The sequence below is a fragment of the Acetobacterium wieringae genome, from assembly GCF_023700225.1.
Classification (GTDB): domain Bacteria; phylum Bacillota; class Clostridia; order Eubacteriales; family Eubacteriaceae; genus Acetobacterium; species Acetobacterium wieringae.
Genome location: NZ_CP097897.1, coordinates 2,852,707 through 2,870,984 on the forward strand (window position 1 = coordinate 2,852,707; position 18,278 = coordinate 2,870,984).

General features: G+C 45.0%; 19 protein-coding genes. 3 read left to right on the forward strand and 16 right to left on the reverse strand.

Going from position 1 to position 18,278, the window contains the following annotated elements; all coding sequences use genetic code 11:
* Positions 1–8 precede the first annotated feature (8 nt).
* The 16 genes from scpB to mraZ all read right to left on the reverse strand — a co-directional run bounded on the left by scpB (position 9) and on the right by mraZ (position 15,832).
* Positions 9–659 (reverse strand): SMC-Scp complex subunit ScpB, encoded by a 651-nt coding sequence (gene scpB / locus CHL1_RS14035; protein WP_250933538.1) that lies wholly within the window; start codon positions 657–659, stop codon positions 9–11.
* Positions 649–1,386: a segregation and condensation protein A gene (locus CHL1_RS14040; protein WP_070371078.1), complete on the reverse strand. Its 738-nt coding sequence runs from the start codon at positions 1,384–1,386 to the stop codon at positions 649–651. Before CHL1_RS14040 ends, scpB begins: the two co-directional genes overlap by 11 nt.
* Positions 1,387–1,388: 2 nt before the next feature.
* The gene (locus CHL1_RS14045) at positions 1,389–2,030 is read right to left on the reverse strand and encodes a site-2 protease family protein (RefSeq protein ID WP_070371079.1); all 642 of its coding nucleotides are present in this window, start codon (positions 2,028–2,030) and stop codon (positions 1,389–1,391) included.
* 215 nt (positions 2,031–2,245) lie between these two features.
* Positions 2,246–2,794, reverse strand: a complete 549-nt coding sequence (locus CHL1_RS14050; protein WP_250933540.1) for an NUDIX hydrolase — start codon at positions 2,792–2,794, stop codon at positions 2,246–2,248.
* The gene (nrdR, locus tag CHL1_RS14055) at positions 2,781–3,263 is read right to left on the reverse strand and encodes a transcriptional regulator NrdR (RefSeq protein ID WP_070371081.1); all 483 of its coding nucleotides are present in this window, start codon (positions 3,261–3,263) and stop codon (positions 2,781–2,783) included. The genes CHL1_RS14050 and nrdR overlap by 14 nt, the downstream gene beginning before the upstream one ends.
* 5 nt (positions 3,264–3,268) lie before the next feature.
* A complete protein-coding gene (gene ftsZ / locus CHL1_RS14060) occupies positions 3,269–4,321 on the reverse strand; it encodes a cell division protein FtsZ (protein ID WP_035356806.1) in 1,053 nt (350 codons plus the stop codon).
* Between the two features lie 267 nt (positions 4,322–4,588).
* Complete coding sequence (locus tag CHL1_RS14065; protein WP_250933541.1) at positions 4,589–5,434, reverse strand: cell division protein FtsQ/DivIB; 846 nt, start codon at positions 5,432–5,434, stop codon at positions 4,589–4,591.
* The gene (gene murG / locus CHL1_RS14070) at positions 5,434–6,537 is read right to left on the reverse strand and encodes an undecaprenyldiphospho-muramoylpentapeptide beta-N-acetylglucosaminyltransferase (protein ID WP_070371083.1); all 1,104 of its coding nucleotides are present in this window, start codon (positions 6,535–6,537) and stop codon (positions 5,434–5,436) included. The genes CHL1_RS14065 and murG overlap by 1 nt, the downstream gene beginning before the upstream one ends.
* Positions 6,538–6,540: 3 nt before the next feature.
* Entirely contained in the window at positions 6,541–7,680 is a 1,140-nt protein-coding gene (gene ftsW, locus CHL1_RS14075; RefSeq protein ID WP_250933543.1) for a putative lipid II flippase FtsW, read from the reverse strand.
* Between the two features lie 18 nt (positions 7,681–7,698).
* Positions 7,699–9,060, reverse strand: coding sequence for a UDP-N-acetylmuramoyl-L-alanine--D-glutamate ligase (gene murD, locus CHL1_RS14080; RefSeq protein WP_070371085.1), 1,362 nt, complete (start codon positions 9,058–9,060; stop codon positions 7,699–7,701).
* 11 nt (positions 9,061–9,071) lie between these two features.
* Positions 9,072–10,046: a phospho-N-acetylmuramoyl-pentapeptide-transferase gene (mraY, locus tag CHL1_RS14085; protein ID WP_070371086.1), complete on the reverse strand. Its 975-nt coding sequence runs from the start codon at positions 10,044–10,046 to the stop codon at positions 9,072–9,074.
* Complete coding sequence (locus CHL1_RS14090; RefSeq protein ID WP_070371087.1) at positions 10,037–11,419, reverse strand: UDP-N-acetylmuramoyl-tripeptide--D-alanyl-D-alanine ligase; 1,383 nt, start codon at positions 11,417–11,419, stop codon at positions 10,037–10,039. The genes mraY and CHL1_RS14090 overlap by 10 nt, the downstream gene beginning before the upstream one ends.
* Before the next feature lie 156 nt (positions 11,420–11,575).
* Positions 11,576–13,984 carry a PASTA domain-containing penicillin-binding protein gene (locus CHL1_RS14095; RefSeq protein WP_070371088.1) on the reverse strand — a complete coding sequence of 803 codons (2,409 nt, stop codon included), beginning with the start codon at positions 13,982–13,984 and terminating at the stop codon, positions 11,576–11,578.
* A gap of 60 nt (positions 13,985–14,044) precedes the next feature.
* Positions 14,045–14,377, reverse strand: a complete 333-nt coding sequence (locus tag CHL1_RS14100; RefSeq protein WP_148636596.1) for a hypothetical protein — start codon at positions 14,375–14,377, stop codon at positions 14,045–14,047.
* A 66-nt stretch (positions 14,378–14,443) separates the two neighbouring features.
* A complete protein-coding gene (rsmH, locus tag CHL1_RS14105; RefSeq protein ID WP_070371090.1) occupies positions 14,444–15,400 on the reverse strand; it encodes a 16S rRNA (cytosine(1402)-N(4))-methyltransferase RsmH in 957 nt (318 codons plus the stop codon).
* A complete protein-coding gene (gene mraZ, locus CHL1_RS14110; protein WP_070371091.1) occupies positions 15,401–15,832 on the reverse strand; it encodes a division/cell wall cluster transcriptional repressor MraZ in 432 nt (143 codons plus the stop codon). It abuts the gene before it with no gap.
* Between the two features lie 271 nt (positions 15,833–16,103).
* On the opposite strand from mraZ, the gene CHL1_RS14115 reads away from it, so the two are divergent.
* From CHL1_RS14115 to CHL1_RS14125, 3 genes are all read left to right on the forward strand, one after another.
* Positions 16,104–16,373, forward strand: a complete 270-nt coding sequence (locus CHL1_RS14115) for an ACT domain-containing protein (protein ID WP_070371092.1) — start codon at positions 16,104–16,106, stop codon at positions 16,371–16,373.
* 11 nt (positions 16,374–16,384) lie between these two features.
* Entirely contained in the window at positions 16,385–17,743 is a 1,359-nt protein-coding gene (locus CHL1_RS14120) for a PFL family protein (protein WP_070371093.1), read from the forward strand.
* A 62-nt stretch (positions 17,744–17,805) separates the two neighbouring features.
* The gene (locus tag CHL1_RS14125; RefSeq protein WP_148636595.1) at positions 17,806–18,210 is read left to right on the forward strand and encodes a formylmethanofuran dehydrogenase subunit E family protein; all 405 of its coding nucleotides are present in this window, start codon (positions 17,806–17,808) and stop codon (positions 18,208–18,210) included.
* Positions 18,211–18,278: the final 68 nt, after the last annotated feature.

The window sequence follows — 18,278 nt, forward strand, 5'->3', positions numbered from 1 at the left end:
TTGAATTCTCACTGGGCTGCCTCCAAAATCCGGGCATCACCCATGGTTTTTTCCAGCATCCCAGCTAGCAACGCTTCACTGGAATCTGCTGAATCTTGCGTTTTGGTCTTGAGTAGTGCCAGATCAAAGCTTTCCTGTTTACCCTGGGAAAAAACCTCAAATTCCGGCATTTCTTTTAAACTGCTTAAGCCCATGGTTTTTAAAAAGGCGTTGGTCGTTTTATAAAGAATCGGTCGACCCGGTGCTTCCAGACGGCCACCATCACAAATCAACCCCCGATCCAACAATCGCTGAATGGCACTGCTGGAGCTGACTCCCCTGAGTTCATCAACGGCCAGCCGGGTAACCGGCTGACGGTAGGCAATAATCGCCAGGGTTTCCAAAGCAGCCCGGGATAAACCGGTTTTTTCCTGCTGGCGGGTAATTTCTTTGATGTACGTATAGTATTCCGGTTTTGTGGAAAGCTGGTAGGTATCCTTTGTTTGAACCAGACGAATACCTCTGGCTTGTGATTGATAATCCTGTCTAAGAATCTCCATCGCAAATTGCACTTCCGCTACCGGTTTGTCCAGACATCGACACAGTTCCGACACCGACACCCCATCACCAGCACCAAACAGAATCCCTTCGATGACGCCAGCCAGTTCATCACTGTTCACTTTTCTCCACCTCCCTATGTATTTGAAAATCAATAAACACCCGATTTTGAAGCAATCTAAGCCCGCTGGTTTTAACCATCTCCAACAACGACAGCAGGGTTACCACCACTTCCTCCCGGGATATATTCGGATGCAGCAGCTCTGAAAAGCTGACTCCGTCATCGCCGGCCTGAACCAGAACCTCCGTTATTTCGGCAATTTTTTCTTCAATACTGAATAATTCCCGGATGATCTTCTGCGGCGGAGCAATCGCCTCATTCTCCTCTTCCTTCTGAAACAAGAGTCGTTTAAAGCACTGTTCCAGGGCGTAGGGATCAATAATCAGTGGCGCCGCTTCCGTATTTTGTGGAATGTACTCCGGATCGCGATAAATGGCACAAAGCTCCTCTTGCTCCCTGGACGCAAAATAACGACTGATCTCTTTAAAGACCTTATATTCCACCAGTTGACGAACCAATCTGGCCTGAAGATCTTCGGCGTCTTCCTGCTCGGTCTCGGTTTTTGGCAGTAATGCCTTGGCCTTGATCTCCAGCAGTCTGGCCGCCATGACAATGAACTCACTAGCCACATCCATATCCATGTCCTGCCAGCTGCGAATCTGCAATAAATACTGGTTGGTGATGTCAGCGATGGAAATGTCACAAATATCGATCTTGTTTTTCTGGATCAGATTGATTAACAGATCCAGAGGCCCTTCAAACGTCTCCAAACTAACTGCATATGCCATAATCAGGACCAGATCAGATTAAAAATTGGCAGTAATATCGCAAAAAACAGGCTCGATATCCCATTAATAACCGGATTGATAATGAGTCCCAATAACCCGGTAAATGCCAGAACAAAAATTGCAATCATGCCGTAGCGCTGATATTTATAGTAAGTCATCAATGCTTTTGGCGGTAAAAATAAAACCAGAATCTGGGATCCGTCCAGCGGTGGAATCGGAATAATATTAAAGACCGCAAACATAATATTGTAAATATAAATATACTGCAGCACCAGCATCAATACTTCATTGTTAAGCGGAACCACTGCCAGATAGGCAGCCATTCCTAAAAATGCCAAAATCAGATTGGTGAGCACCCCAGACAGCGATACCACAATCATGCCTTTCTTGCGATCTTTGAAATTTCCGGGATTGACTGGTACCGGTTTCGCCCAACCAAAGCGAAACAGCAGCATTGAGATGAATCCCAGGGGATCGATGTGTTTCAGCGGGTTTAAGGTTAATCGCCCGGCATTTTTAGGGGTTGGATCCCCCATTGAATCAGCGGCATAGCCGTGAGCCATTTCATGAAAACTGATGGCAATCAGTATTCCCGGAAGGCTCAAGATTAGATTATAAAAATAGTCTGGTGTAAAATTAAACATTATCCTTACCTCGTAATTTGACATTGCATCTTTGATTTATTCAAACCGCATTTCCATTGAAGCTGCCACTTGATCAAACCAATTTTACTTTTTTGTAGCTCCTTCGCTTAGGTGTTTATCAGATAAGTCGAAGCGATGATGTATAATACAAAATAGATGATTTATTCTAATGCTCTGCATCGAAATAAACCATCTATCCTCATTGAACATTATTATTATTCTACTATCAGTCTTCTGGCGGCAATGGTGAAATAGTAACCCAGAGCTGCCACGGTTTTACCGTCAATGAACTGTCCGTTGATAAACAGGGTTCGCACCGTCCGTACGGGGATTTTAACAACTCGGATAAATTCATCGGGATCTTCATCCAGAGGATCCCAAACAAACTCCGTAGAACAAAATAGGGTAATTTTTTCCGTACAATAACCCGGCGTCGGAATAAACTCACCCAGCTTAAAAAGATTGAGTGGCCGATAGCCAATTTCCTCCCGACATTCCCGAATCGCCGCTGCTTCCGGATCTTCGCCGCTTTCCAGCAGTCCGGCCGGTATTTCGGTCAACAGCTGCTGACTGGCAATCCGGTATTGTTTCACAAAAAGCATCTGTCCATCTTTAACCGCCAAAACAGCTACTGCCCCCTGATGGTCTACAATCTCTCGCTTTGACAAGCTACCATCAGGAAGTTCAACCTGATCAACTCTAAGCTTAACAATCCGACCCTCATAAATTACGTCGCTCTTTATGGTTTTTTCAAACTGTTTCATGTCCACCCTCGGTCTGTTTTTCGGAAATTAATCGTTCCAGTTCATCCATAAATGATGCAACATCCTTAAATTGTCGATATACTGACGCAAAACGGACATAGGCGACCTGATCCATACTCTTTAAGGCAACCATCACCTGTTCTCCAATCAGTGAGGATGGCACTTCTTTCATTTCGCTTTGGTACAGACTCCGTTCCAGATCATCAACCACTGTTTTAATCGCATCAATGGGCACCGGTCGTTTTTCACAGGCCTTAATCATCCCATTAAATATCTTATTTTTATCGAAGGCTGTTCGCTGACCACCCTTTTTAACAACGATCAGGGGAATATTCTCGACCCGTTCGTAGGTGGTAAACCGTTTATTACAGCGGTTGCATTCCCGACGACGGCGAATCATTGTTCCTTCTTCAGATGGACGGGAATCGACCACCTTACTGTCATCAAACGCACAATACGGACATTTCATCGGGATTATTCTTGAGTCAGAAAATCTGGAATTGAAAATTCACCAACGGAATCATTGGCGCTCTTGACAACTTTTTTAATAACGGCCTTCTTTTCTTTTTCACCGCCGGATAAAAAACCGGTAGCGATAACGGTAATCTTGATTTCATCGCCAAGCGATTCATCAATGGTGGCCCCAAAAATAACGTTGGCATCTGGATCTGACGCTTCTCTGGCGATGCTGGCAGCCTTATCCACTTCAAATAATGACAGGTCTTCACCAGCAGTGATATTAAGCAGTACACCGGTTGCGCCATCAATCTGGGTTTCCAGTAAGGGACTGAGAATCGCCTGTTTAGCAGCCTCTTCAGCACGGTTATCGCCGGTCGCCCGGCCAACACCCATATGAGCGAGTCCAGTATCTTTCATGATTGTTTTAACATCGGCAAAATCAAGGCTGATCAGACCTGGCATAGCGATGAGATCCGAAATACTCTTAACCCCCTGGAGTAACACATCATCGGCCAATTTAAAGGCATCCTTTAGCGAGGTTGATTTATCGGCCATTCGTAATAAACGGTCATTTGGAATTGTTACCAGCGAATCGACATTTTCCTGTAAAAATTCACTGGCAATCTGAGCATTACGCATCCGCACCCGGCCTTCAAAAGAGAACGGCTTAGTGACCACACCAATGGTTAAAATGCCCATGTCTTTGGCAATTTTTGCAATAATCGGAGCAGCTCCAGAGCCAGTTCCGCCGCCCATTCCTGCTGTTAAAAACAGGAGATCAGTGTCTTTGATCATATCGGCAATGGCATCTTTGCTTTCTTCAGCAGCTTTCTGTCCAATCTCAGGATTTCCTCCAGAACCTAGCCCTTGAGTGATTTTTTCCCCGATTTGAAGCTTCTTTTCAGACAAAGCTAAGGCCAGGGCTTGCTTATCGGTATTGATCGCAATAAAATCCACGCCCTTCATTCCGGCTTCAATCATGCGATTAATGGCGTTATTTCCGCCACCACCAACACCTATAACCCGAATTTTTGCAAAATTATCGTAATTCCCATCTAATTCAAACACTTTTATTCCTCCTCTTACTAAACAGCTTTCCCTACTAAATTGATATTACTTGTATCTTTTTTTCTGAAACACTTAGCTAATTTCAGTTGCTTTTAATCGTTTAAAACATCGCTTTCCCCCATTCGGGCTTAAAGAAATGTTCACCCCTTTATATTAACCTTTATTGACAAATTTTTCAACTATTGAATAATAAATTAAGTAAAATAACGTTAATATTTTATTGTTCACAATAATGTCTTGCCGAAATGCCGGGATGTAGCAGAATCTTTAGCGGGGTTTAATGACTGGTTTTGTCCCTGCGACCAGATTAATAATCATGTTACTGGTGTTTTTATCCAGATTGGTTTGAATGTAAGCCTTATTATCGAGATAATTATTATAATCCCAAAGAATAATGACGGTTCCATTTTTAGTGACAATTTCGTAAGTGTTCACATCCGTCATCCGCACTTCGGAAATCTTTGCCAAGTTACCATCACTTTTCAAATCTTTCAGAATATTCATAACGGTATCAAAGCGCCAGTAGGGCTCAACCACCACTTCCTTACCGATCTCCGATATCGATACCGCATCACTGCCAAAAATTAATGGGATATCCGTTTTTCTTAAATACTCCCCGTCTTCAATCAGTTTTTTGTCTTCAGTGAGATAATAAACCTTGTTATCATAATTGACTGCACAAATCGGTACCGACTCAACCATGCGGATCAGAATCTTATTGGGCATGATCTTTGAAATTTCCAATTCATCCAGATTCATCAGGGCATTAATATTGTAATTTGCCTGATTGACATCGATCAAAAAAATACTTTCGCCCACGTTGATGCCTGATGCTTTTACAACGGTCTCAGTATCAACAATCTCATTTCCAACCACTTCTATTTCAGCAACATTAAATATTCCCAGATTAACAGCCTGATAAGCGCCAAAACTGATCGCACCAATTACCCCTAAAATAACCAGAATGGTAGTCAGCCCTTTCATGATCCGTTTTCGCTTATTGGCCTTTCGTTGCCGACGCCGTTGCTCCCGAAGTTCCTGCTTTGTCGGCTCGTGGTTTTGCGGTTTATTGATGATTTTTTCTTTGGGTTTCTTCTTCTTTGATCGTTTCATTAATTCTCCATTAATTTCTTGATTTCATCATAAATCCGATCTCCGGCATTATTTATACTGAGCGCTTTGGTAATTTGACCCATAGTCTGACGTTTTTTTTCGTCATCCAACAGCGTTTCAACCGTTTGAATCAGTAGCGCTCCAGTCAGATCTTTGTCTTTAATCAGAACCCCGCCGCCCGGATCCGTAATCACCCTGGCATTGAATTCCTGATGGTTTCCGGCGGCCATTGGGTAAGGTACCAGAATTGAAGGTACTCCCACCGCTTGAATTTCCGCCACTGACATGGCACCCGAACGGCTGATCACCAGATCCGCCGCCCCTAAAAGACGATGCACCTCATTACTGTAAGCTTCAACGAAAATATGACCGGATGGGAAAAGCCCCAGGTTTTGAACTTCTTTTTTGATCAACTGGTACTGATCTTTCCCGGTCAAATGATAAATGACCCGATCCTCCCGATTCTGATATGATGCAATCAGCGATAGCGCACTCTGATTGATGGAGCCAGCACCCTGGCTCCCACCCATAATCAGCACCATTTTTTGAGCATCAGAAAGGTTTAAGTGCTTTCGCAATTCGCAGCGGTTGATCTGATAATATTCTGCCCGCACCGGGTTTCCGGCCAGAAAGGTGCCTTCTCCGGGAAAGTATTGTTTTGCCTCATTAAAACTGATGGCAATTCGGTCGACCCGTTTGCCCAGCATCAAATTTGTTTTCCCGGGGTAGGCATTCTGTTCATGAATCATCGTTTTGATCTTTCGACGACTGGCAATTAAAAGCAGGGGTCCAGCGGTAAAGCCGCCAGTACCAATCACCAGGTCGGGCTGATGTTTGGCAATTATTTTTTTGGCATCGCTGAGTCCGTCAAAAATTCCTTTAATCGCTGCCAGAGTTTCCAGGGAAGCTTTTCGTTCAAAGCCCCTGACCCGAATATACTCAATCGGATAGCCATACTGGGGAATTATATTTTTTTCCATCCCAACCAGTGATCCAATAAAAATAATCTCGGCGCCGGGATTTTCTGTTTTTATCTTTTCAGCAATGGCCAGTCCCGGATAAATATGTCCCCCGGTTCCGCCAGCTGCAATCAGTACTTTCACCGTCTACCTCACAATCTTTTTCTTTTTCGCCGCTGGTTTTCTGGTCAGCTCCAATTTCTTGCCAAGATCAACATTTCTGGAAATATTCAGAATCGGCCCCATCATCCCGAATAGAATAACCATCGAGGACCCACCGGCACTGATAAAAGGCAGGGCCATCCCGGTTACCGGGATAATGGCTGAAGCCACCCCAATATTAACCAATACCTGAAATGCCAGTAGCAGCATAACACTGCTGGTATACAGATAGGCGAAGGTGTCCTGAGATTTTTGGGCAATCTGAAAGCCCCGCCAGATGACAAAGGCATACAGCCCCAAAACCAGCAAACAGCCAATAAAACCGAATTCTTCGGCGATGTTGGCAAAGATAAAATCATTCTGTAACTCCGGTAAAAACAGATACTTCTGTTTGCCATTACCCAAGCCCCGGCCAAAAATTCCACCCGTCCCAATCGCTAACAGCGACTGGGAGATCTGGTAATCATACCCACCTTTGCCCAAAAAAACATTGAAACGATCGAGTCGCCAGGGTTCGGCGATCATTAAACCGACCACCGCCAATAATCCAAAGCCCAGATAGGGGTAGAAAAGTTTAAATTTTATCCCGCCAAAATAAAGCACCCCACCGGCGGCCAGAGCAATGGCCATGGCTGCACTTAGCGATGGTTCAATGGCCGTCAGCCCGCAGATCAGCCCCAGCGGCAGCATGCAATTTAATAAAAATGGCATGTTTTCTTTAATAATACCGGGTTTTCGGGAAATAATGGTGCTGAAATAAAGTATTACAGCAACCTTGGCTAATTCTGATGGCTGGAAGGTGGTCACTTTAAAATCGATCCACCGCCTGGCATCATTTACCTTCAGCCCGATTCCCGGGATTAAAACAATAATCAATAGAAAAACGGAAATCACAATGCCCACCAGATAGTATTTTTTATAAATCCGGTAATCGATCCTGCTCATAATCCCCATGACAGTCACACCCAAAATGACAAAAACCAGTTGTTTCAAGAACAGGGCGTAGCCTTTTTCACCACTGATTGTGGATGAGTACATGCTGGCACTGAATACCATAATCACCCCAATACCCGCTAATATCATCAAAGCAATCAAAAAGGGGCGATCTATTTTTCCATTCTTCATGGTTTACTCCTCGGTTTCTTATTGATTTTCGGTCACCAATCGCTTGAATACCCGACCGCGGATCTCATAATTGTCAAACATATCCCAGCTGGCACAGGCAGGCGATAACAAGACGGTATCGCCGGACTCTGCTTGTGCTTTGGCACAGGCAACCGCTTCCTCGTAATTGTCCACCTTGGTGATGGCTAAAACGCCCTTGGCCTTAGCCGCTTTAATCAGGTCATCGGCAGTCACGCCTAAGACAATCAGCAGTTTAACTCGTTTTGCTACCAGTTCCATCAGCTCAGAATAATCTTCTTTTTTATCATAGCCTCCGGCCAGCAGAATAATCGGTTCTTTTACCGCATTGAGCGCCGTGATGGTGGCATTGGTGTTGGTCCCTTTAGAATCGTTGATATAGGTCACCCCTGCAAAACAGCCAACCATTTCCAACCGATGTTCCACGCCTTTAAAGCTTCTCAGCACCTCGACAATAACATCCAACTGAACGTCTGAAAAATAAGCCAGAGTCAGTGCTGCCAGAGCATTCATGGTGTTGTGGGGCCCGATGATGCCCAGCTCATCTTCCCGACAAACAAAGATCTTTTCCTGGCCGTCATTGATATAGATTTCGCCATTTAAACACCAGGCACCATAAGCAACCGTTTTTTGATAACTGAACACTGCTTTTTTAGAAACTGCCTTTTCGCCCAATTGGCAGACTAAGGGGTCATCGCCATTGAGTACCAGCAGATCTTCACTGGTTTGATTTTCAAAGATTCGTCCCTTGGCATTCACATAGTTCTCCATCGTCAGGTGACGATCCAGATGATCAGGGGTCAGATTGAGAATCGCTGCCGCCCGGGGCCTAAAGGTATGAATGGTCTCCAGTTGAAAGCTGCTGATCTCGGTCACAAAGACTTCATCGGCGGTAGCGCTGTCGACATAGTTGGTAATCGGATCGCCGATATTTCCCACCACATAGGTTCCCCGGCCGGAAGCTTTGAATAGTTCGCCCAGCAGCGTTGTGGTGGTGGTTTTTCCATTGGTTCCAGTTACCGCAATAAAAGGTGTTCTTGTCAATCGATAGGCCGCTTCAACCTCTCCAGTGACAGGAATACCCTGTTCGTAGGCCGCTTGAATAATTGGGATGATCAGAGGAACTCCCGGACTGACCACCACTTCATCAATTACCTTTAAAATCTCCAGGCCTGGTTGCATTCCAAAAATCGATTCAAAATTGGGGTTTTTTTCATAATCCAGAATCTGGGGAAACTCTTTTAAAACAATTCCTGCTGCCCGGGTGTCCGTTAACACCACTGCTTCACCGTGTTTTAACAATAATTCGGTGACAGCAACCCCACTCCGTGCGGCTCCGATCACCAGAGTCCTTTTTCTCATAATGCGTTCTCCTATCCTAAACAAATAAATGCAATGGTTACAAAAATAGCGGTGGCGACCCAAAAAACGGTGACAACCCGGGTTTCGCTCCAGCCTGACAATTCAAAATGATGATGAATCGGAGCCATCTTAAAAAATCGCTTTCCCCCGGTGGATTTAAAATAGCCCACCTGAATGACAACCGATAAGGCCTCGATGACAAACAGTGCTCCAGCAATCAGCAAAAAAATCTGCAACTGGGTGATAATGGCCATCACCACCACCGCTCCGCCTAATGCCATGGAACCGGTGTCTCCCATAAAAATGTCCGCCGGATTGGAATTATGTCTTAAAAAGCCCAAACAGCCACCAATGATGGCACCAATAAAAATACTGGTATTGGCCTGGGGCAAAATCAGTGAACCCACAAAAAAGAATATGGCAACAATCAGGGTAACGCCTGACGCCAATCCGTCCAAACCATCGGTTAAATTAACCGCATTGACAATTGATACCACGGCAAAAAAAGTAAAAGGTACATACCAGATTCCAAAATCAACAGTCCGATTCAGCAAGGGTATCACCAGTTCCGAACCAATGGCTGGTGAATAATAGGCATAGAGGGCAATGACCAGCGCACCAATACATTGCAGTGCCATTTTCTGCCAGGCCCGCAGTCCCAGATTATGTTTTTTTGCGACCTTAATATAATCATCAATAAATCCGACACAACCAAAATAGAGCATCACCAGAATCGGAAAAAAATCCCAGCTTCCAATCAACGCCGATAAAACAATAAACGCCACCAGAACGCCCAATTGAATCACCAGGCCCCCCATGGTTGGCGTCCCCGATTTTTCCAGATGGCTTTGCGGGCCTTCTTCCCGGATCGCCTGCCCGAATTTCAGGCGTTTAAGCATCGGGATAAAGCGGGGTGTCACAAAATAGACAACCAAAAAGGAAATCAGTAGACTAATCAACCCTGTTTGCAAACTTGTCATTTCCATTCTTTTCCACCTTCCTTGATAAAATCAATCACCCGTTCCAATCGCATACCCCGGGATGCTTTGATCAGAATAATATCGCCCGGCTCAATAAGCTCTTTTAAACAGGCCCCGGCCGCCAGTGCATCGGCAACCTGATAGACGCTTCCGGCATGATCATAACCCTGACAAATCGCCTGTCCCAGCTGGCCAACACCAATCAGAAGCTCTGCTTTATCCCTGGCATAGTTTCCTACTTCAACATGGGCTGCCGGTCCATGTTCGCCCATTTCCAGCATGTCCCCCAGAACGGCAATCTTTCGCTGGTAGTCACTCCCCAGCGCCGCTAAAACATCCAGCGAGGCTTTCATGGCATCCGGATTGGCATTGTATGAGTCATTTATCACCTTAATTGAGCCCATCGTGAAAATATCCATCCGATTGCCGCTGGGAACAAAAGCGTCCAGCCCGCTTTGAATTTCTGCTTGAGTCATTCCATAAAAATACCCCAAACCGATCGCTACCAGGCAATTATAAACATTATGTTTGCCAGGGTAGTTAAATGTATAGACTTCTTTGCGTTCTTCCCAGGCCACCTGGATTTTCAGGCCCGCTTGAGTTGATGTATAGTGGGTGGCTTTAACAGCATGTTCCCCATCAATACCAAAGGTTCTAACCTGGTAAGGACGCTTCTCTGTTTTTATTTTCTTCAAAAAATCATCATCACCATTTACATAGGCTACACCATCAGCAGTTAAGGTTTGAAGAATTTCTTTTTTGGCCAGGAAAATATTATCCTGGGTTCCCAAGCGTTCAATATGGCTCAGACCAACATTGGTGATCACACTGATTGATGGATCCACCAACTCGATTGATTTTTTTATATCTCCCAGATGATCCATGCCCATTTCGATCACGGCGATTTGATGATTTGGTCCCAAATTAAATAAGGTCTGGGGAATACCGTACTCATTATTGAAGTTTCCTTCTGTTTTTAACGTATTGAACTTTTGCGACAGCACTGCGGCCACCAGGTCTTTGGTGGTTGTCTTGCCACTACTGCCAGTTATGGCAATCACTGGCAGATTGTAACGATGCCGGTTAAAGCTGGCCAATGCTTTCATCGCCGCCAGGGTGGAGTCCACATAAATGACCGTCATTTTCGCTGGGAAGGAGCGGTTTCGCTCCTGAGTCAGACAAACCATCGAACCATTTGAAAAGGCCTGACTGATGTAATCATGACCGTTATTGGTTTCCCCGATAATGGGGATATATAATGCATTATTATTAATTTTACGGCTGTCGATGGCCACATTTGTAATCGACATTGCGGGATTACCCTGGAGCAATCCTCCCCGGGTTATCTGAAGTATTTCATCAATACTGATACTTTCCATGGATACTACCTGAACTTTCTTTCGTATTTGAGTCCGTTCATCGGCGTTGTGCCGTCCTTACCAACAAAACACGTTGCCCAAAAAGACCTAGATATTATATCAAACTTTAAACATAAAGAAAAGCAAGGATTTCCCCCTCGCTTTTCTTTTCATCTTTTATGGGGTAAATGTTACGCTGACGTCACTGCCCTTTTCCACAACCGTTGTTGCAGCTGGTGTCTGACTTGATGCAAAACCATTCCCGGTTATCTTAAGCTTAAGTCCTAATCCCGTGAGGATTTCATTGGCACTTTGAATCGATAACCCTTTTAAGTCAGGAACAATGACCGTTCCAGCTGCCGTACTGTCATCATTTCCCAAAGCCAGGATCAATTCACTATTCGGATCGTAAACCGAATTGGTGGGTAAGCTTTGACTGACCACTGTAGAACCGCTGGTGGCTGGATCAACGACATATTTTATTCCCTTTTCATTAAGAATACTGGCGGCAAAATCAATGTTCTGTCCGACCAGGTCGGGCACCGTGATGGTTCCTTTTTGAATTTCTTCAGTTGCTGCGCCACTGAGGGTGGTATCTGCCGAGTTATAATTCAAAGCCTGTTTAATCAGACTGATGGCAGTTGGCGCTGCACTGGTGCTTCCATAGGCCCCTGCCGCCGGCTCATCCAATACGACGTACACCGAATACTTGGGATCTTCCACCGGGGAAAAGCAATAAAAGGAAGTAACATACTTGGAACTGGAATACTCACCATCGATAAACTTTTCAGCCGTCCCGGTTTTCCCGCCAATGCTGTAACCTTCTGAGAGTGCAGTCATATCGGCATCATAACCCACCACCTTGCGCATGATTTCTCTGGTGGCAGCCGATGTTTCTTTTGAAATAATCTGTTTCGGGGACTCACTTGCCTGTCCCTTGGTTTCACTGGAAATAATGGTCGGTTTGACATAATAGCCATTATTGACAACACAGTTCAAGGCACTGACGATTTGAATTGGCGTTACTGCCAAACCCTGCCCAAATGAAAAGGTCGCATAATCGACTTCGTTGACACCACCATTTGCGGTGGACAAACGATTGACAATCCCGGCTTCCTCACCATCCAACTCAATACCAGTGGTTTCACCCAGTCCAAAATTATAGACATACTGATAGAAAACATCGGGGTTCAATTTTTCAATAATCTGTACCAGTCCGGGATTACAGGAATGGGCAATGGCATCCGATACGGTAACACTGCCATGGGGCCCAGTCGCGCAGTTGATTACAGCATCACCAATTTGAATCGATCCCCCACAATAAACCACCGTATCTGGGGTAACTACCCCTTCTTCCAGAGCAGCCGCCCCGGTCAGGGCTTTAAAGGTCGAACCGGGTTCGTAGATAAAACTGACGGCCTGATTTTTATACATCTCAGCCAGTTTTTCCTGCTCGGTTTTGCCCGTCAAATCCGCTGCATGGGTAGCTGCAAAATTGGCATCCAGGGTAAACGGATCGTTAAGGTTATAATCCGGAGTGGTGGCCATGGCCACCACTTCACCGGTTTTTGTTTCCATCACGATCGCCGTTACACTCTTTGTTTTCCAGGTTGCTGCCGCTTCTTCCACCGCCTTTTCAGCCATCAGCTGAATATTACTGTCGATGGTTAAGACAATATCTTCCCCCTGAACCGGTTCTTTTAATATTTTGGTTTGGGATGGAATCTGGTTGCCATCAGCATCTTTCTGAAAATAAACAACCCCGTCTTCACCACTTAAGACATCTTCATAAGTTGCTTCGACACCATAGAGTCCACTATAATCGGTACCGGTAAAACCGAGAATATAGGAGGCGAAGTTCCCGTTGGTATAATACCGCCGGTAATCATCCAGCAGTTCAATGCCATTGTAACTCTCGATTTCGCCATCTTCATCCTTAATCGCTTCCGATTCTTTGATTTCCAGTGCCAGGGCGTTGTCCACCTTCCCTAAAATCAGCACCGGCTGGTTTTCTTTTCGGGTGGCTTTGTCATAGAGCGTTTCATAATTATAATCCAGATCTTTAGCAATTGCCGATGCTACTGCCTCGGGATCTTTTATATTAATCGGTTCAAAATACAAGGTACCATCTTCAACCGTCACCCCGGCAAAGTTATGACTGAGCACAATGACCGCCGCACCCTGGCTGATCCCAGTTTTTACCTCAACAATATCATTCTCCAGAACGGAGATCTTTTTCTGAATTTCTTCAATCTTCAAGCCCAATTTGCTACTAAGTGTTTTGGCCAGACGTTCCGGGTCTTCGACCTCATATGGAATGACGTTAACTGCCGTAGCCGAAGAATCCTTGGCCAGCACATTTTTGTTTCGGTCATAAATGTCGCCCCGGGATGCCTTGATTGGCACTTCTTCAACAAGCTGATCAACTTGCCGTTCATATTTTCCGGTTGAGTTTACAATTTGCAGGGAAAATAATTTCCCAATAACAATAATTAAGCACAATGAAAGTACAACCATGGCAATCATAATGCGATTCTGCTTGCCGACCGGTCCAATCTCTCGTTGTGCCTTCTTTTTTATATTCACATTTTTTCTCCACATTTTTATTTAGCTAAGCTTACCTGATTCAGCTTAAATAAACCCTAACTAAAACAAATTTTCAAACCAGCTTCTGACAATTTGTGAGTCTGTCATCAGTGATTCGTCTGCTTTTTCAGTTACCAGCTCCCGCCGGTATTGCTCCTGAACCGGCTCAGTCATCCCATAACCTCTGGCCTGGGCCTCAATCGATTGAAGGTTCATGTTGGTGACCAGCTGACCTTCTTTGCTGTCATTAACCTGTACGGCATCCTCCAGTGTTTTCTGAAGCTCCCGGATCTCCGTGTTTTTTTCGGTTATGACGGCATGTTGAAACAAGATGCCGATCATCGCCACAAACGCTAACAGGCCAATGATCATCACATATGAACTTGTGGTCATCCGCTTCCTGTTTTGTTTCGGCATTTTAACTCTTTTTTGCGTAGTTGCCATGGAACACTCCTTTGTTTAACTTTCTGTTCCCAGCTTTTCGACAATCCGCAGCTTAGCACTACGCGAACGTCGGTTTTCTTCCAGCTCATCAGCCCCTGGGACCATTGGTTTTCTGGAAATAAGTTTTACCACCGGCAATTTTCCACAAACACATTGGGGAAAATCTGCAGGGCAGGTACAGGGGTTGGCTTTATCTTTAAACAGTTGCTTGACTACCCGATCCTCCAGGGAATGAAAGGTGATCACGCACATTCTGCCGCCTGGTTTGAGGGCTTCCAGCCCCTGGTTCAAGGCATCTTCCAATATCTTTAGTTCCCCATTGACTTCCAGTCGAATAGCTTGGAAGGTTTTACGTGAGGGATGTTTTTCTTTAAAACGTTCCTTGGGCGGATATGCATTTTTAACTATTTCACTTAATTCCAGCGTGGTAGTGATCCGTTTAAGCGTTCTGGCTTTAACGATGGATTTTACAATTTGACTGGCAAATTTTTCTTCGCCATAAAGAAATAGTATTTTTTTTAGTTCTCCGGGAGCGTAGTCATTTACCACCATTTCGGCGGTTAAATCTGCCGACTGGTTCATCCGCATATCCAGCGGACCATCGTTATGATAAGAAAAGCCTCGGGTATCGTCATCCAGTTGAAATGACGAAACCCCGAGGTCATATAGAATACCGTCGATCCCAAAGAGATGGAGGCCCTTTAGAACCTTGGCTAAACTGGCAAAATTACTTTTTACAAAATGTCGCTGACAGGCAAAGGCCGCCAAGCGATTCTTCGCATACTCCAAAGCAAAATCATCCTGATCGATGCCAACCAAAATGCCGCTTTCATCGAGTGACTCACAAATCCATTGAGAATGGCCACCACCACCCAGAGTGCAATCCACATAGATGCCTTTTGGTTTGATGTCCAGACCGTCAATGGATTCCCGCAATAATACAGTGGTATGTGAAAATGTTTGTGGTTTCATTTATATTCCCAGCATTGCCATGTTATTGGCAATGTCCTCATAGTTTAAGTCTTCATTATCGTTATAGTCCGTCCACAGTTGACTGTCCCATATTTCCAGGCGATTTGACACCCCGATAATGGTTACCTCTTTGGTAATTTTTGCATATTTTCGCAAAGAAAGTGGTATGCTGGCTCGACCCTGTCGATCCAATTCGCAGTCAGCAGCACCAGCAAAGAAAAATCGGGTAAACGCCCGGGCATCTTTATCCGATACCGGCAGTGCTTTTAATTTACTTTCAAAATTACCCCACTCTTCCATGGAAAAAACAAACAGGCAGCAATCCAGTCCTTTTGTTAGAACAAATTCTCCGCCCAGAGATTCTCTGAATTTTGAAGGAATGATCAATCGTCCCTTGTCGTCGATATTATGTTCATACTCTCCAAAAAACATTCAGATCCTCCTCCTTCTTACTTTACTCTTCCATTTTCTTCCACATTATACCACACTCCACCACCCTTCACAAGTTACGAAAGCGGCTATTAAGCAAAAAACAAAGATTTATTTTGTTAAAAATTCCCTACATTTGTATTGATTTTACATCAAATAGCTTAAAAATAAATTCGCCTGTTACTGATTGTTCTTAATTTCTACATTAAAACTTGTGATTGTATCCGTTTTGGTTTAAACTAATAAAATAATGAAAATTAAGGAGTTATTTTAAATGAGAGCAGTAGTTACGGTTATTGGAAAAGACCGCACCGGAATAATTTATAATGTATCTAAAATTCTGGCTGAAAATGAAGTCAATATCGAAGACATCAGCCAGACGGTTATGCATGATTTTTTCACCATGATCATGCTGGTGGACATGTCAAATATGTCTGTCGATTTTAATGTCCTGAAAAACGCCCTGGAAACCGTTGGCGAAGACATCGGGATGTCAATCCGCATTCAGCATGAAGATCTTTTCAATGCCATGCACACCATTTAGGCGGCCTGATTATGGCAATGTTTAAAGACGTCCTTGAGACGGTAAGAATGATTGAAAAAGAGCGATTGGACATCCGTACCATCACCATGGGAATTTCATTGCTGGATTGCATTGATTCCTCCGGAGCCAAAAGCCGCCAGAAAATTTATGATAAGATCACGCGCTTAGCCGAAAACCTGGTTAAAGAAGGGGAGCGGATTGAAAATGAATTGGGCATCCCGATTGTCAATAAACGCATCTCGGTGACCCCGATATCACTCATCGCTGGTAGCAGTGATGATCTTAACTATGTTGAATACGCCAAAATCCTCGATGCCGCTGCCGCAACCGTCGGGATTAACTTTATCGGCGGTTTTTCAGCCCTGGTTCCCAAGGGTTTCACAAAAGGCGACCGGATTCTGATCGACTCCATTCCTGAAGCTCTGGCAACCACCAATTGCGTCTGTTCATCGGTTAATCTTGGTTCTTCAAAAGCCGGTATTAACATGGACGCTGTTAAACGGCTGGGCGAGGTGATTAAAGAAACCGCATACCTGACCCGGAATGCTGATTCGATCGGCTGTGCCAAGTTTGTGGCCTTTGCCAATGCCGTCGAAGACAATCCCTTTATGGCTGGCGCCTTTCACGGCGTCGGCGAAGCGGAATCGGTTCTCAATGTCGGGGTCAGCGGCCCCGGGGTTGTCAAACGAGCTCTGGAAAAAGCCCAGGATGCCTCCTTTGGCGAAATGGCTGAAATTATTAAGAAAACTGCCTTCAAAATTACCCGAGCCGGTCATCTGGTTGGCACAACGGTCGCTGAACGCCTGAATGTCCCCTTTGGTATTTTAGATTTATCCCTGGCACCAACTCCCGAAATCGGCGACAGCGTGGCTCGAATTCTGGAAGAAATGGGCCTGGAACATTGTGGTACCCATGGGACTACCGCAGCACTGGCGATGCTTAATGATGCCGTTAAAAAAGGTGGTATTATGGCATCCACCTCGGTGGGTGGCTTCAGTGGCGCCTTTATCCCGGTCAGTGAAGACGAAGGGATGATTGAAGCAGTCGAATGCGGCGCTCTGACCTTTGATAAACTGGAAGCCATGACCAGCGTCTGTTCAGTTGGGATCGATATGGTCGCCATCCCGGGTGACACCCCAGCTTCCACCATTTCTGGTATTTTAGCTGATGAAGCCGCCATCGGCGTCATCAACAATAAAACCACCGGGGTTCGGGTAATTCCCGTTTATGGCAAAGACGTCGGCGATACTGCCGAATTTGGTGGACTTCTAGGACGAGCTCCGATTATGCCCATCAATAAAAATGACTGTTCAGTTTTTGTAAATCGTGGCGGTCAGATCCCAGCCCCGATTCACAGCTTTAAAAACTAACAACGGATCAACCCAGGAGGCCTGCAACAGCAGGTCTCCTGTTTTATACAAGGAGTAACTAAATGAATCAAGAATTATGGGAAAAATGTGTAACCTATCACGGACATCACTGTCCGGGCCTGGCGATTGGCGTCCGGGCTTCGCTGGAAGCGATCAAAGCGCTTTCGCTCGATATGAGCAGCAATGACAAAATTGTCTGTGTCGCCGAGAATGAATCCTGCAGTGTTGATGGAATCCGGGTGGTGCTGGAATGCACTGGCCAAAAAGGCAATCTGTTTTTCATTCAAGGTGGAAAACAGGCTTTTTCGGTTTTTAATCAAACCACCGGTGCGAGTGTCCGGTTGATTTTAAAAGAGCTGCCAGCAATGGAGCGTGATGAAATGGAAGACTTCCTGCTGAATGAACCTGATGCATCAAATTTATTTGATTTTGAAAAACCCCATTTTGAATTGCCTGAACAGGCTTAATTCCCTCGATGTTTTTAATAACACCGTCAAGCTCAGTCTCTAATCACTGTGGTGGCGGTGTTTTTTAA

Coding starts and splice junctions, on each gene's coding strand:
- nrdR (WP_070371081.1), bottom strand. CDS start 3,263: ATGAAATGTCCGTATTGTGCGTTTGATGACAGTAAGGTGGTCGATTCC.
- CHL1_RS14125 (WP_148636595.1), top strand. CDS start 17,806: ATGAATCAAGAATTATGGGAAAAATGTGTAACCTATCACGGACATCAC.
- CHL1_RS14100 (WP_148636596.1), bottom strand. CDS start 14,377: ATGACCACAAGTTCATATGTGATGATCATTGGCCTGTTAGCGTTTGTG.
- CHL1_RS14050 (WP_250933540.1), bottom strand. CDS start 2,794: ATGAAACAGTTTGAAAAAACCATAAAGAGCGACGTAATTTATGAGGGT.
- CHL1_RS14065 (WP_250933541.1), bottom strand. CDS start 5,434: ATGAAACGATCAAAGAAGAAGAAACCCAAAGAAAAAATCATCAATAAA.
- CHL1_RS14045 (WP_070371079.1), bottom strand. CDS start 2,030: ATGTTTAATTTTACACCAGACTATTTTTATAATCTAATCTTGAGCCTT.
- murD (WP_070371085.1), bottom strand. CDS start 9,060: ATGAGAAAAAGGACTCTGGTGATCGGAGCCGCACGGAGTGGGGTTGCT.
- mraY (WP_070371086.1), bottom strand. CDS start 10,046: ATGGAAATGACAAGTTTGCAAACAGGGTTGATTAGTCTACTGATTTCC.
- CHL1_RS14040 (WP_070371078.1), bottom strand. CDS start 1,386: ATGGCATATGCAGTTAGTTTGGAGACGTTTGAAGGGCCTCTGGATCTG.
- CHL1_RS14120 (WP_070371093.1), top strand. CDS start 16,385: ATGGCAATGTTTAAAGACGTCCTTGAGACGGTAAGAATGATTGAAAAA.
- rsmH (WP_070371090.1), bottom strand. CDS start 15,400: ATGAAACCACAAACATTTTCACATACCACTGTATTATTGCGGGAATCC.
- mraZ (WP_070371091.1), bottom strand. CDS start 15,832: ATGTTTTTTGGAGAGTATGAACATAATATCGACGACAAGGGACGATTG.
- CHL1_RS14090 (WP_070371087.1), bottom strand. CDS start 11,419: ATGGAAAGTATCAGTATTGATGAAATACTTCAGATAACCCGGGGAGGA.
- ftsW (WP_250933543.1), bottom strand. CDS start 7,680: ATGAAGAATGGAAAAATAGATCGCCCCTTTTTGATTGCTTTGATGATA.
- CHL1_RS14115 (WP_070371092.1), top strand. CDS start 16,104: ATGAGAGCAGTAGTTACGGTTATTGGAAAAGACCGCACCGGAATAATT.